The organism is Mariniphaga anaerophila, from assembly GCF_900129025.1.
GTDB lineage: Bacteria > Bacteroidota > Bacteroidia > Bacteroidales > Prolixibacteraceae > Mariniphaga > Mariniphaga anaerophila.
Genome location: NZ_FQUM01000001.1, coordinates 581,368 through 595,289 on the forward strand (window position 1 = coordinate 581,368; position 13,922 = coordinate 595,289).

The 13,922-nt window shown below is 42.5% G+C and carries 14 protein-coding genes; 2 read left to right on the top strand and 12 right to left on the bottom strand.

From position 1 onward, the window contains the following. Window positions 1–7: 7 nt before the first annotated feature. The 7 genes from BUB08_RS02300 to BUB08_RS02330 form a co-directional block, all read right to left on the bottom strand. A complete protein-coding gene (locus BUB08_RS02300; RefSeq protein ID WP_072998527.1) occupies window positions 8–403 on the bottom strand; it encodes a (2Fe-2S) ferredoxin domain-containing protein in 396 nt (131 codons plus the stop codon). 24 nt (window positions 404–427) lie between these two features. Then, window positions 428–976, bottom strand: a complete 549-nt coding sequence (locus tag BUB08_RS02305) for an ATP-binding protein (protein WP_083570523.1) — start codon at window positions 974–976, stop codon at window positions 428–430. After that, complete coding sequence (locus BUB08_RS02310; RefSeq protein ID WP_072998531.1) at window positions 973–1,713, bottom strand: PHP domain-containing protein; 741 nt, start codon at window positions 1,711–1,713, stop codon at window positions 973–975. Before BUB08_RS02310 ends, BUB08_RS02305 begins: the two co-directional genes overlap by 4 nt. Window positions 1,714–1,787: 74 nt before the next feature. Then, window positions 1,788–2,126, bottom strand: coding sequence for a DRTGG domain-containing protein (locus BUB08_RS02315; protein ID WP_072998532.1), 339 nt, complete (start codon window positions 2,124–2,126; stop codon window positions 1,788–1,790). Next, entirely contained in the window at window positions 2,113–3,447 is a 1,335-nt protein-coding gene (locus BUB08_RS02320; protein ID WP_175549924.1) for a [Fe-Fe] hydrogenase large subunit C-terminal domain-containing protein, read from the bottom strand. The genes BUB08_RS02315 and BUB08_RS02320 overlap by 14 nt, the downstream gene beginning before the upstream one ends. A 32-nt stretch (window positions 3,448–3,479) precedes the next feature. Next, entirely contained in the window at window positions 3,480–3,896 is a 417-nt protein-coding gene (locus BUB08_RS02325; RefSeq protein ID WP_072998535.1) for an ATP-binding protein, read from the bottom strand. Next, complete coding sequence (locus BUB08_RS02330) at window positions 3,896–4,240, bottom strand: hypothetical protein (RefSeq protein ID WP_072998537.1); 345 nt, start codon at window positions 4,238–4,240, stop codon at window positions 3,896–3,898. Before BUB08_RS02330 ends, BUB08_RS02325 begins: the two co-directional genes overlap by 1 nt. Window positions 4,241–4,413: 173 nt before the next feature. Between BUB08_RS02330 and BUB08_RS02335 the strand changes: the two genes are divergently transcribed. Next, entirely contained in the window at window positions 4,414–5,340 is a 927-nt protein-coding gene (locus tag BUB08_RS02335; RefSeq protein WP_072998540.1) for a PAS domain-containing protein, read from the top strand. Beyond that, window positions 5,324–6,523, top strand: a complete 1,200-nt coding sequence (locus tag BUB08_RS02340) for a SpoIIE family protein phosphatase (protein WP_072998542.1) — start codon at window positions 5,324–5,326, stop codon at window positions 6,521–6,523. The genes BUB08_RS02335 and BUB08_RS02340 overlap by 17 nt, the downstream gene beginning before the upstream one ends. Before the next feature lie 285 nt (window positions 6,524–6,808). On the opposite strand, the gene BUB08_RS02345 is transcribed toward BUB08_RS02340, so the two are convergent. The 5 genes from BUB08_RS02345 to BUB08_RS02370 all read right to left on the bottom strand — a co-directional run bounded on the left by BUB08_RS02345 (window position 6,809) and on the right by BUB08_RS02370 (window position 13,890). Next, on the bottom strand, window positions 6,809–8,476 hold the full coding sequence (locus tag BUB08_RS02345; protein ID WP_072998545.1) for a ribulokinase: 1,668 nt from the start codon (window positions 8,474–8,476) through the stop codon (window positions 6,809–6,811). A gap of 280 nt (window positions 8,477–8,756) precedes the next feature. Beyond that, a complete protein-coding gene (locus BUB08_RS02355) occupies window positions 8,757–9,212 on the bottom strand; it encodes an Hsp20/alpha crystallin family protein (RefSeq protein WP_072998890.1) in 456 nt (151 codons plus the stop codon). Between the two features lie 260 nt (window positions 9,213–9,472). Next, window positions 9,473–10,327: a tetratricopeptide repeat protein gene (locus BUB08_RS02360; protein WP_072998549.1), complete on the bottom strand. Its 855-nt coding sequence runs from the start codon at window positions 10,325–10,327 to the stop codon at window positions 9,473–9,475. Window positions 10,328–10,576: 249 nt separating this feature from the next. Further along, entirely contained in the window at window positions 10,577–11,701 is a 1,125-nt protein-coding gene (locus tag BUB08_RS02365; RefSeq protein ID WP_083570525.1) for a glycerate kinase, read from the bottom strand. Beyond that, window positions 11,698–13,890 (bottom strand): RelA/SpoT family protein, encoded by a 2,193-nt coding sequence (locus tag BUB08_RS02370; protein WP_072998551.1) that lies wholly within the window; start codon window positions 13,888–13,890, stop codon window positions 11,698–11,700. The genes BUB08_RS02365 and BUB08_RS02370 overlap by 4 nt, the downstream gene beginning before the upstream one ends. Window positions 13,891–13,922 lie beyond the last annotated feature (32 nt).

A 13,922-nucleotide genomic window follows, 5' to 3' on the forward strand; every position in this document is an offset into this window, starting at 1 on the left:
AGTTTTTTTAATCGTCAATAGTTCTGAATGCCAATGGGATAATACCGTCGATAAGTGCACCGCGTTTAATATAAACGTCAATAATTTCTTCGGCTTTATCTTTGTTTACATAGCCAAAAACCACCGGTTCTTTTCCCGGGAGGGTAATTTCCACGGTGGGCTCGGCATAACAGTACCCCATGCAACCGGTTTGGGTAACCACTGCATCGATGGCCTGCTGCTCCAGCTCATCCACAAAATACTTCATGGTTTCTTTTGCACCCGAAGCAATTCCGCAGGTTGCCATGCCTACTTTCACCTGTACCACCTGTTCCGGATGGTCGCTGTTCTCCCTTAACTTGATTTTGGACTGAACTTCTTCTTTGATTTTCCGAAGATCTGCCAGTGTTTTTATTTTAGTCATAGTTGAAACGGTTATTTTTTAATTCTACTTACTTGTGTTTATCTCTTCCAGGTTATTTTTAATCATTTCTAAAATTGCCTCCCTCATCTCTTTTTGCTGAAGCGGAATGCCATCTGTCATTTTCAGAACCTCCTGCGAGTCTATTGAAAAAGAACCTTCATTGGTTTGATGTGTATATACCAGCCGGATTTCCGGATTGCTCAGCAACGTTAAATACCACGTGTCCCAAATGTCTCCCAAAGGAGGCCGGTCTAAATGGTTAAGCAGAAAAACAGCTTCTACTTTTGTGCCTTTTCCCGGTTCCGAAAAAATGATAAACGAGCCTCCGGCAGCTTCTGCATTCTGTTTCAGGAGCGACAACCCCAGCCCTACTTTTCGGGTACTTCGCGATGTAAAGAACGGATTGGTTGCCTGCTCCAAAACTTCCCGGGTCATTCCGCAACCATTGTCGATAATTTCGAGAGTATAAAGATTATTTTTACGCTGTTCCCGAACAATGATTTCAATCAATGTTGCTTCTGCTCTCACCGAGTTCTGAACGATATCGAGCACGTGTTCTGAAATGGTCTTCATAATAATTCACAAAAGCGGTTATCTTGCTGATTCAATGCTTTCTTTATCTCACAAAAACTAACTCTCTCCAGATTAAAGACGGTGTAAATTTCGCCAATTTGTTCGGGAAAATGAGCGTCTGAATTGCGAATGAAGGTGGTTTTGTTTTGTATAACATAATGTTCTTTAACATGTTTTTCGGAACCGTGCCTTGACAGCCCCAAAGCATCGTACTTTAACGATGGTGGAATAAACCCCAGTTGGTTCAATAATCCGTTTACAGGCCGGTCGATATGCGCCGGAATAAAAATGCCGTTCAGCGCGTAAACACGGTTGGCAACTTCATCAATTCCTGCTTTTAATGCTGCCGGCAGAAAATAGTCCACCATCTCCATAATGTTTTCTTCTTTATCAATTACCGGCTGGTACCCAAAATATCCGTCAGGATTGGGAACTGGCGTAATATTATCATCGATAAATTGCTGAAACAGTTTTAATTGCTCCGGATGTTCAAAAAACACGAGGCAATGCACTTCTTCGCGGGTGGTAACTTCTGCCCCGGTTAACGTAAAAATACCTTCTTTCTCGGCTAATTCTTTTACCAAAAGAGCATGTTTGGTCGAGTTATGGTCAGTTATTCCGATTATTTCCAGACCAGACGATTTTGCCTTTTCAACAATGGCCTGCGGTGTCATTTCCAATTCGGCACAGGGCGACAGCAGCGTGTGAATATGTAAATCTGCCCTGTATTTGTTCATCTGTTTAAAATTTTAAGTTTTTTATGGCAACAGAAGAAATTCCAATGGGATCTGAATTCTCTCGATCTGATAATTTAGCTTCCGGCCAAATCTGCATACAGTTTTCCGGCCATTTCAAAAGTTCCCATAGTTGTTCCCAGCAGCGGAATTCCTTCTTCCCTGCTCCGCTCCAGTGTATCTTCGTTTGGCTCCAGCCCTTTCACCAGAATAACCGCAGCCAAATCTTTCAGCGATGCGATGGCCATTACATTCTGGTGCGTCTGCAAAGTAATCCAAACCTCGTTCTCCGCAGCCGTTCCCATAACATCGCTCAGCAGGTCGGAAACATATCCGCCTGAAATTTCATTTTCCAGTCCCTGCTCTCCGGCAAAAACTTTCAGCTCGTACTTTTTTACCAATTCAGAAACCTTCATTTCTTCCTCCTTTTTTATTACAGTCGGCATCAAAGCGCTTTTCGCCCCAGATTTTCTCCAGGTTTTGATAAGCCTTCTCTGGTTTTATTTTTTGTTCTTTTACATATTTCTTTTGAAGGAAAACACAACTCGACATCCGTGCTTTTCCCAAAATAATATCTTCGGCAAGGGCGTGGCAGTTGGGAGCGCCGCATCCCCCGCAGTCAATTCCCGGAAGCTGACACAAAATTTTATTCATCTTCTGGATTTTGTCCAGCGCACGAACCCGATTTTCATCCAGAACAAACACCGGCCTCGGCTCAATCTTCTCTGAAATCAGCTTTTCTTTTACATCTTCCTTATTCCATTCGGCTGTTGTGATCTGGTTGGCACGCGGATAACGCGCGGCTCTTTTTTGCAAACGCTCCACCGTAAGAAACCGGTTTCCGGTAAGCAAAATTCCGCCGGCACATCCCTGGTTGCACGATTTCAATTCCAAAAAATCAAATTGAGGAACATCGTTATTTTCCAGTCGCTCAAGAAACTTCACCACATTATGAATACCGTCGATGGCCATGGTTTTTTTTCGGTACCACGAGGTTTCTCCGCGCGGCAAACACCATAAAATGCCTTCTTTACTCAGGTATTTCCTGAACTCAGTGGTATCGATATGTTCATGTTTCGGTATCAGTTTCATAATCCGGTTGTACAAATCCTTCATATTAATAATACCGGTAACAATCGATTTCTTTTCGGCAACCGGTTGTTTTACCGCGGCCATTTTTGCAGAACAGGGCGTAATATAAAAAATCCCGATTTCGGTTTCAGAAGCCCCCTGCGCCTTCAATTGCTGGATGGCAAAGTGAGCGGCCAAATCGTGGGGCGCTTTCCGGTGCGAAATATTGTTTACCAGCGAAGGGTATTTGCATTGAATTAGCCGAACAATGGCCGGACAAAATGAAGAAATCAGCGGTCCGTCTGTCACCTCATCACGACTTTCTTTTATTGATTCCATCAGCCACTCAACGGGCTGCTCCACCTCAAAAATATGTGTAAATCCTAATTTCAGCAGGGCTTCGTAAATTTGCCCTTCAGAATAAACTTCGGCAAACTGACCAATAAAAACCGAGGGGAATAACACCACGCGATACTTGTACGACTCTATCTGGCTGAGCCCGTCGTGTACCACGTAAATTGCATCAACCGGACAAGCCCGCAAACAGTTGCCGCAATCCACGCAGCGGCCTGCATCAATAACAGCAATGCCGTCGACAATCCGAATTGCTTCGGTAGGGCAACTTTTCATGCAGTGGGTACAGCCAAAACATTTTTCTGTATCCACTTTTAAGGCATGATATTTTGTGTTTCTGTCCATTAATAATAGCACCTGAATGTTAAGGTTGTGCCCTCGCCTTTCCGGCTTTCAATATTCAGTTCGTCGGTATTCTTTTTTATGTTTGATAATCCCATCCCTGCGCCAAAACCCATTTCCCGCACTTCTTTTGAAGCCGTTGAAAACCCCGGTTTCATTGCAAGACTGATATTTTCAATTCCGGGCCCGCAATCTGACACCACTACCAAAATATTTTCTTCCCCCACAGTTGCTTTCACCTCGCCTTTCCAGGCATGGGCAGCCACATTTACTTCGGCTTCGTAAATAGCTACCACAATTTTTTTTATGCTCTTAGCATCAATATTCAGCTGCTTCAAAACCTTTTTTATTCGGCTCGAGGCTTTTCCTGCATTGGAAAAATCACCACCTGATATTTTAAATGCCAGTTCGAGCGCCATTAATACACCGCTTTTAATCCTTTTGCATATAAAATTCCACTGGCTTTGTAAATGGAAAACGGAGTTTCCAGCAACACGAGGCCATTTTCTTTGGCCAGTTCAATCATTTCGGCAGAAGCCGGTTTTCCGCGGGCGAGCAGCACAGCCTGAATATCTGCCATTTCAGCGGTTCTTACCAGTTGAAGGTTGGCAAGTCCGGTTATCAAAAGAATACTCTCTTCGTCGAGGGTGAGCACATCGCTCATTAAATCTGAACTGAACGCTTTCTCCAGGTCTTTATCAGTTGCCAACGAACCGGATACAATACGCGCGTCAGCATATTTGATTATTTCACTGATTTTCACGGTTAGAAGTAATTTTTTGGTTATAAACTCTTTTTACAAAGATAGCTGAAGAATCAGTCCAAATTATGCCAAATATCAAAAATTCCTGTTTTTAAATAGATTTAAAATGAATGTAAATAAGGTTTTTATTCGCTAATTTTCGGATTGAATTTGAACCCGAAAAGAACTAAAAAATGATCTACGACAAGAAATCCTTTCTTCCCGGCAACATCGAAGATCCTGAAATTTACCAAAAAGTGTTTGATGCCCTGCCCATCCCGATTTTTTACAGAGATTTAAAAGGAGTTTATCAGATGTGCAACAAAGCGCACGAAGAATTTTCCAGAACGCCGCGTTCGCAAATTATCGGCAAATCGGTTTTCGAAATTCACACCAAACACATGGCTGAAATCTATTACCACAAAGACCAGGAACTACTTGCCAATCCTGATGTTCAGATATACGAAACCCAGGTTCGCAACAAAGACGGAGCGCGAATGGATGTGGTTATAAACAAAGCTGTAATAAGAAGCAACGACGGAGAAGTAATGGGAATTGTGGGTTCCATAAACGACGTGACCACGCTGAAAAAAACAGAAATGCGCCTGGAAAAAGCACAGGAATCGATGGAGATTTCTTCGCACATGTTGCACAAGATCAACGTGGGAATTCTTATGATGAACGAAGAACACAAAGTGGTAGATTCAAACGAAAGTTTTGCAAAACTCATGGGCGAAGAAACCTCTGAACTCTACGAAACCATCCCCGGATTAAAAGGTGCCGATGTGGAAGTACTCGTGCCCGAAGTAATTTTCAAAATGCTTTCCAGCATCATGGCATCGGGCGAAGAAATGCTGGAACGCGACATCAAATTCAGTAACAAGCTTTTGCACATTTCGGTAGTAACGTTATACAAACAAAAAGTGGTTGGTGCCGTCATCCGCGACATGTCTGCACCACTGCTGGTGCGGGATGAAATAATTAACCGGGCCCACCGGATTAAAGAACAAAACATCGACACAGTACAAAAAATTGCTCACCTGCTGGGCGAAAATGCGGCAGAAACAGAAGAATTGCTTAACTCAATCATTCAATCGTACAGATATGGTGACGACCAATAACCTCAACTACCACGTAGAAATAGACGTTCAGCAAAAGCGGCCAAAAGGCGAAATTGCCTGTGGCGACGCGTTTATGTCTGATATTTTTAAAGAAGAGGGCCGCACCATTTTGGTTTTAAGCGACGGAATAGGGCACGGAATAAAAGCCAGTGTACTTGCAACGCTCACCGCTACCATGGCTTTAAAATACACGCGGTTTCATACCAAGCCCGAAATATCAGCACGCATAATTATGGAAGCACTGCCCAAAAGCAGCGACGGAAAAGAAAGTTATGCAACCTTTACCATTATTGAGGTAGAAACCGACGGACAAGTTCGAATTATCAATTACGACAACCCTCCGGTTTTAATAATCCGCAATGGAAAGTTGTTCGAACCCAAAGAATATGAGCTGGAAGTGCGCGGCCGCGAAAACATAGGAAAGCTGTTGCGTTGTCGCGAATTTATCGCCCGAAAAGAAGACCGTATCATTTTTTTGAGTGATGGCATTGTGCAGTCCGGACTGGGAGGAAGCCGTTATCCCATGGGATGGGGGATTGAAAATGTTTACAATTTTGCATTGACACAGGCAAACCGCATGCCCAATATTTCAGCAGCAAAACTTGCCCGAAAAATCTCCAATCAGGCCAGCATGAACGACGATTTTGAAGTGAAAGACGACACCACCTGCGGAGTGATTTATTTCAGAGAACCCCGGAAATTTATGCTTATTACCGGGCCTCCGTTTTACAAAATAAAAGACTACGATTTTGCCGACAGAATAAAGAGCTTCGACGGAAAAAAAATTATTTGCGGTGGAACCACTGCCGAAATAATTGCCCGGGAGCTGGATATCCCGGTAGAAATAGAACATATTGCAAAAAACCCGGAAACGCTGCCTCAGGTTTCAAATATGGAAGGGTTTGAAATGGTTACCGAAGGTATTCTGACCCTCGGGAAAGTGGAAGAAATTTTGGAAAGCTACAACAGCGAAACCCGGCTGCAGGACAACCCTGCAGAGAAAGTAGTTAGGCTGCTGCTGCAACACGACAGTATTGAAATAATTTTGGGAACGCGCATTAACTGGGCTCACCAGGATCCGGAACAACCCATTGAACTGGAACTGCGAAAATTCGTGGTAAAACGCATCATGAAAATACTAACCAACAAATTTTTCAAGCATGTAGAAATCGAATACCTCTGAAAACCTTGCAACAAAAAAAAACTACCGCACAACTGCAGTAGTTTTTCAAACGTCTAATCACCTTTTCTCTCTCTATCTCGGATTTGTAATGGAAAAAACTTCCTTCATCATATTCTTAGAACTTCTACTTCTATCTTTTCTACATCACAAATTAAAGCATAAATCATTATAAATGAACAAATTTAACTACTGAAACAGAACGAAAAATATGCTGATAAAACGGTTCAAAACAGCCTACCGGAAAGGAGTTTTTCCCCGATAACAGGTTAAAAGGAGTTCACTTTTTTAATAATCAAACTCGATGAACTTCCCAAACTTTTTATATTTCTCGTAGAGAACTTTATATTTTTCAACATTTTCGGGAATTGGCAAGTACTCTTTTTCAATGCCACCACCCATTTTCTTCTGAGCCTCCGAGGTAGTTGCATAAACACCGGCAGCTACTGCCGCAGCCATGGCAGAACCCAGCGCACACGCCTGTTCAGAGCGGGCAACCTTTATGGGCATATTCAACACATCTGCCACTATTTGCATTACAAGCGACGATTTTTTCGCAACACCCCCAAGGGCAATCACGCCGTCAATCCGAACACCCTCTTCCACAAAACGATCGTTAATTGCTTTTGAACCAAAAGCGGTTGCTTCAACAAGCGCACGGAAAATGCGTGGAGCATCTGACCCTAGATTAAGTCCGGCAATGGCACCTTTCAAGCTTTGATTGGCATCGGGCGTGCGGCGACCATTCATCCAATCCAGCGCCACAATTCCGCTTTCCTCCAGTGGTATTTTTTCTGCTTCGGCACTCAATTTGGCAATTATTTTATCCGAAGTTTCTTCAATAAGCTTTTCCCGCGTTTGTTCATCCAACAAATCAGACTCCGCCAAAACATTTTTCAGCGGCCATTCCAGCAACCGTTTAAACCAAGCATAAATATCACCAAAAGCCGATTGTCCGGCTTCCAGACCAAGCATCCCCGGAACGATTGAACCGTCAACCTGACCACAAATGCCATTTACCAGTTTATCGCCTACCTCCTCCATCGGTGCAATCAACATATCGCAGGTAGAAGTTCCCATCACTTTCGAAACATAATAAGGTTCAATCTCTGCACCAACTGCTCCCAAATGCGCATCGAAAGCGCCAACTCCAACCACAACGCCTCGCGGCAAACCCAGTTTTTGTGCCCATTCAGCAGATAGTGTACCGGCGGCAACATCGCAGGTAAACGTTTCTTTGTAAAGTCGTTGCCTCAATCCGGCCAGCATTGGGTCAAGTGCAGTTAAAAACTCCTCAGACGGCAGTCCTTCAAAAGCCTCGTGCCACATTGCTTTATGACCTGCTGCACAACGGCTGCGCTTCAATGTTTTCGGATGAGTATTCCCGGTTAACAGCGCAGGAATCCAATCGCAATGCTCCACCCACGAGTAGGCAGCACGAAAAACTCCCGCATCGTTGCGAATCACATGCAAAAGCTTCGCCCAAAACCACTCCGACGAATAAATTCCTCCTTCGTATTTCGTAAAATCAATTTTCCACTGACGCGCCAATTTGTTTATTTCTTCCGCTTCCTGCATTGCGGTGTGGTCTTTCCACAAAACGAACATGGCATTCGGGTTTTCCTCAAAACCGGGCGTCAACGAAAGCGGCATTCCTTTTTCATCAACGGCAACCGGAGTAGAACCTGTTGTATCCACAGAAATTCCAACTACATTTTCAACCACGTTTTCACCAACTTGTTTCAGCGCTTCTTTTACTGTAAATTCCAAACCTTCCAGATAATCTTTGGGATGCTGCCGAAATTGGTTTTCCGGCGCGTTACAGTACAATCCCTGCTTCCAGCGCGGATAACCGTAAACTGCGCTTGCCACTTCCTCGCCTGTTTCCACATTAACAATTAAAGATCGCACCGAATCAGTGCCATAGTCCAGTCCAATAGTGTATTTTTCGCTCATTTTATTGATTTTATTGTGTCTGCATTATGTTTATTCGCCGCCATTATTTATGCCGAAAAAATTCAAAAAGAGGATATTTCTCCCAAATAAGGGCCGCTAGAAAAAGACGCTCGTTGAAAAGTTCAAACATGATATTGGCTTTTGTTTCAGTAGTTTTTAAAAGAGTAAAAATAACACTTAATTCCTTTTGAAAAAGAAAAAAACTGGCCGGGGACACAAAAAAAAGGCTCGACGCAATGCCGAACCTTTTACCTATCCTTCTTTTATTTGTTATGTGCAATTACCCAATTTTTATTTCGACCGGCGGTTTTACGCGGGCTTCTTCTTTTTTCGGAAGAACTAATTCCAAAATGCCGTTTTCGAAATGAGCTTCAATTTTTTCAGCATCAACAAATTTTGGAACTTTAAATTTCCTTTCAAAGCTGTACACACCAAATTCACGTTGCTCGTATTTGAATTTATCGTTGTTGTTTTCTTTTTCTTCTGGAAGCTCAACTTTTACGGTAAGAACATTTTCGTGGTAACTCATTTGTACATCTTCTTTCTTAAAACCGGCAAGTTGTAACTCCAATCTGAAATCTTTTTCAGTCTCCAAAATGTTGGTAGCAGGCTTGCAGTTACAATCGTTCACGTAATTTTCGTCGTAATCGTTTTGCAGCAAATTATTGAATAAATCATTTACCAAATTCTGGTTAACGCTGCTGCTGTACGGATGGTGAAATCTTACTAAGTTCATGTTTTTTCCTCCTAAATTTTTATTTATATTCTTTGTTTTCATGTTCACGAAAAAAACAAATCAAAACCTGTTCCAACCAGCAAAACTTACTTTTCAGAGCAAAAAAGCGGCACAATCAAGACAATTAGTCATAAAACAACACAATTACTAAGAAATATTGTCATGATATTTAAACATCTATACTAATACACATTTAAATTAAGGACAAAAAAAGAGCCGTGCAATTTAACACACGGCTCTTTCGTTAATATATTTTTCAATTAGCTTTCGAGAACAGCATTACATGCATCAATTAGTTTCTGTGCATTTTTGTTGCCTGCATCAATTGCTTTTGCTTTTTCAAGAACTTCAACGGCAGACTTGAATTCAGTTTTAGCTTTTTCAACTTCGGCAGTATAAGCATCGTCGGCAGTAGTTATTGCACCGCTGCTTACTTTTCCGTTTGCTGCAGTTAAAATGGCAACACCTTTTTTATAAATATCATTTCCTTCGGAAACATAAATATTGGCCAAAGCCGATGAAATTTTATCGTCTCCGGGGAATTTTGCTACACCTTTTTCCAGTGTTGCTTTGTATTCGTCGTCTTTATTTTGCTTGCGCAGCGTCATTGCTTTGTAGAACAATGCTGTTTCGCCACGGTATCCGCTTTCTACACTTTTGCTGAAAAGCTCAACTGCTTTATCGAGCAATTCGCCACGGTAAGCCGCAATTGCAGCATTGAAAACCAAAGACGGGTCTTTTTCTTCGTCAGCCGCAATGGCTTTTTCATAATTTTCAACGGCACTTTTAAAATCTTTTTTATCGCCGTAAGCCAAAGCCTTGTACTCGTAACTTTTTGAAACATTAACCCCGGCTTCAATTGCTTTATCTAAATATTCGATAGTTCCCTGCAAATTATCAGACTTATAGGCAGCAAAACCGATATTAAAATTAATTGCCGGTTCAACCTGCACGTCACCAATATTCTTCATTGCCTCATCGTAAAGCGTGAATGCCTTGGCGTAATCCTCTGCTTTTAATGCTTCATTGGCCTGATTGATTTTTTCAGCTGCATCCTGAGCAAAAGAAAAAACCGACAAAAGGAGGGCCGCCATTACTATAAATACTCTTTTCATTTTTTGTTATTTTTAAAAATTCTATTAAATATTCTAATTTCTATCTGGTTTTCAAGAGAAGTTTCAAAAATAATAATATTGATTAAAAATCCTACAATTAAATTGTGACTCATTCTCAACACCCGATTACAAAATAAAAGATCAAACATCCTGCCAGCGTGCGCGAAGGTTCTGCCGAACAACAACGAAAACACCACGCAAAACACTCGCTACAAAACACTTCAAAAGCAAAAACATTTTTAGTGCAAACTAAAATCGCATTGCCCGAATCAGCTTTGCAAACTCAAAAGAAAATTGATAAAGCATTTCCCCAGACCTACTCATCGCTTCTTCGAGACTGATCGGCCCGGGAATCATGCTAAAAATCCCATCAAATGCATCAGTCGCCTCTCCTGTTACTGTTCCTCCAATTGCAAATACCGGCTTTTTCTGTTCGCGTGCAACATCAGCCACTGCTTTCGGAGCTTTGTCACACAATGTCTGCCCATCTAACTTTCCTTCACCTGTTATTACAACGTCAGCCCAGTTGACATGCTCCTGAAAGTTCAGTTGATTTAAAACAAATGCGGCTCCCGGAACAATTTTGGCATTACAACACGCCAAAAGCGGAAGAACAATTCCCCCGGCAGCACCAGCCCCCTCAACACCTGAAAAATCTTTACCACACTGGTTCTCCAAGACTCCGGCCCAGTTTGCAAGCCCGGCTTCTAATTCACCAACCATTTCTGGCGTTGCGCCTTTTTGAGGCCCAAACACTGCAGCAGCTCCATTTTTTCCAAGCAAAGGATTATGCACATCACAAATTATATTTACCGTAAAATTTTCAACCAAAGCAGGTGGTTCAATCTTTTTAACAAACCTCAGACTACCGCCTTTCCCCTCCAGCATTCTTCCCTGTTCATCTATTAATTTATAGCCAAGCGCTGCGAGCATTCCCAATCCGCCGTCAACCGTAGCACTACCTCCCACTCCCAGCAAAATTTCAGTACACCCGTCTTTCAGGGCTGCACGAATCAACTGCCCAGTACCGAAAGAAGATGTTTCCATCGGGTTCAATTCATTTGAACGGAGAAGTTTTATACCAGATGCATCGGCCATTTCGATTATAGCTTTTTGCCCGATTTTAGCATATTTACTTTGCACAAGCCGCCCAAGAGGATCTTTCACCTCTACCTCAACCGGCACAGCATTCAATGCCCGGCACAGCACCTCGCCGGTAAAATCGCCGCCGTCGGCAACAGGAACTTTGCGCACAATAAAATCCGAAGAAACATCAAAAAATGCTTTTTCCACCACATCAGCAAACTCAAAAGCATTCAGACTTCCTTTCATGGAATTGGGGGCTACCAACACTTTCATTTTTGTTTTGTTCATGTTTCTCCACGTGTTACTGATACAACTCCTTTTACTTTTTTCATTTTATGAATCAGAAATTCGAGGTGATCCAAATTATAAACCGATAATTTCAAAACACCTTCAAATTTTCCCCGGTTGGTATTGATGTTTATCGAACGCAACCTGGCTCCGGTATCCTTGGTAATAATATAAGATATTTCAGAAACGATTCCGGCCTCATCCGTTCCGAAAACGTACAACGTTGTTAAGAAAGCTCCCGGGCTTACCGTTTCCTTCCATTTTGCTTTTATTATCCGATAAGGAAATCGCTCCTTCATTTGGGGAGCATTCGGGCAACTGGAACGGTGTATTTTAATTCCTTCGTTTATGGTTACAAAACCAAAAATGGAATCGCCAAACACCGGGTTACAACACCGGGACAATTTATAATTTACGTCTTTCAGGTTATTATCAATAATCAGATAATCATCCCCTCCCTCAAACGAAAAATCCTTATTTGCTTTTGTAGCGAGCAATTCTTCCACTTTATTCCGAACGCTCTCTTCTTCCGGCTTCTCGGTAAACAAGGATTTAACCTCCAGCGGATCTATTTTTCCGGATGCCAATTCGCAATAAAAATCCATTGCCAGCTTAAATTCATACCTCTTAAGCATTTTGCGGATGGCATCATCGTTTAAATCAATTTTCCAGTTTTTAAATTTACGCGCCAGAATTTCGCGCCCCTGAGCGGCCAAATTCCTTTTTTCCTCATTCAAACTGGCTTTAACCCGACTAACTGCTTTAGACGTTATCAAAAAATCGAGCCAGTCCATTTTGGGCTTCTGATTGTTCGACGTTTCTATCGTAACCTGGTCTCCATTCCTCAACTTGTATTTTAAAGTTACTTTTTTCCCGTTCACCTTTCCGCCAACACAAGTATCTCCGAGATGCGAATGAATTTCATAGGCAAAGTCGAGCAATGTGGAGCCGGCGGGCATCTTTTTCAAATCGCCCTTTGGAGTAAAAACAAAAGTTTCGTCGTTATAAATATCCAGACTGAAATGATCGATAAAGTCAACTACGCTCAAATCCGGATTTTCAAGAATCTCACGAATTCCGGCCAGCCACTCATCAAAGCCAGAACTTGCTTTTCCTCCTTTATATCTCCAGTGTGCTGCCAGGCCTTTTTCAGCCACCTCATCCATTCGTTTAGTACGAATCTGAACTTCTACCCAACGCCCCTGAGGCCCCAAAACAGTGGCATGCAACGATTCATAACCATTAGATTTTGGTATGGTTATCCAGTCGCGCATGCGCTCCGGATTTGCCTGATACTGCTCGGTAACCACCGAATAAACAGTCCAGCAATCAGATTTTTCATTTTCAGGTTTCGAATCGAGAATAACACGAATAGCAAACAAATCCATTACCTCATCGAAGGAAACTTTCTTTTTCTGCATTTTATTCCAGATGGAATTCACCGATTTGGTTCTTGCCTTCATCGAAAAAGAAAAGCCCCTGTCTCTCAATGTTTTCTCAACGGGCTTAACAAATTCTGCCACAAAGTTTTCACGTTCGGTTCGGGTTTCGCTCAGCCGGGTTACCACATACTGATACCCCGCCGGATTCTGGTATTTCAGGCACAAATCGAGCAGCTCTGAATTGATTGAATACAGACCCAGACGGTGTGCAAGTGGAGCATAAAGATGCGATGTTTCGTTTACCAGACGATGACGGGCATCTTCGTCATATATTTCGAGATTACGCATTACCTGGAGACGATCTGCTGTCTTTACAAGAATCACCCGCACATCGCCGGCCAGCGCCATAAGCAGCTTACGGTAGTTCTCCGGATGAAGCTCAACCGTGTCGGTTCCCAAAGCATTTATTTTGGCCATTCCATCAAGAATAGAATAAACCGAAGACCCGAATTTGGCTTCAAATTCTTCGCGAGTGACCTGACGATCCAGACCGGCGTACATTATATTATGCAACAACCCTGTAATAACAGAATCGGGCTCAAGGCCGATTTCTTTTGCTATTATTTCGGCAACTTCAAGCGAATGATGCAAAATATACTCTCCCGTTTTAAATTGCTTGTCGCTAATAACATCCCGCGCAAAACCAAAAGCTTCTTCGAGCCGTTGAATAGACGGTTCATCCCACCCCTGGTTGCAAAATCCTTTTAGATTCTCATATCGTGTATTTATCGCTTCAGTATAGTCCATATTTAAACAAAAAAAGGCTGCTCACGGCAGCC

Coding starts and splice junctions, on each gene's coding strand:
- BUB08_RS02300 (WP_072998527.1), bottom strand. CDS start 403: ATGACTAAAATAAAAACACTGGCAGATCTTCGGAAAATCAAAGAAGAA.
- BUB08_RS02305 (WP_083570523.1), bottom strand. CDS start 976: ATGAAGACCATTTCAGAACACGTGCTCGATATCGTTCAGAACTCGGTG.
- BUB08_RS02310 (WP_072998531.1), bottom strand. CDS start 1,713: ATGAACAAATACAGGGCAGATTTACATATTCACACGCTGCTGTCGCCC.
- BUB08_RS02315 (WP_072998532.1), bottom strand. CDS start 2,126: ATGAAGGTTTCTGAATTGGTAAAAAAGTACGAGCTGAAAGTTTTTGCC.
- BUB08_RS02325 (WP_072998535.1), bottom strand. CDS start 3,896: ATGGCGCTCGAACTGGCATTTAAAATATCAGGTGGTGATTTTTCCAAT.
- BUB08_RS02335 (WP_072998540.1), top strand. CDS start 4,414: ATGATCTACGACAAGAAATCCTTTCTTCCCGGCAACATCGAAGATCCT.
- BUB08_RS02340 (WP_072998542.1), top strand. CDS start 5,324: ATGGTGACGACCAATAACCTCAACTACCACGTAGAAATAGACGTTCAG.
- BUB08_RS02345 (WP_072998545.1), bottom strand. CDS start 8,476: ATGAGCGAAAAATACACTATTGGACTGGACTATGGCACTGATTCGGTG.
- BUB08_RS02355 (WP_072998890.1), bottom strand. CDS start 9,212: ATGAACTTAGTAAGATTTCACCATCCGTACAGCAGCAGCGTTAACCAG.
- BUB08_RS02360 (WP_072998549.1), bottom strand. CDS start 10,327: ATGAAAAGAGTATTTATAGTAATGGCGGCCCTCCTTTTGTCGGTTTTT.
- BUB08_RS02365 (WP_083570525.1), bottom strand. CDS start 11,701: ATGAACAAAACAAAAATGAAAGTGTTGGTAGCCCCCAATTCCATGAAA.
- BUB08_RS02370 (WP_072998551.1), bottom strand. CDS start 13,890: ATGGACTATACTGAAGCGATAAATACACGATATGAGAATCTAAAAGGA.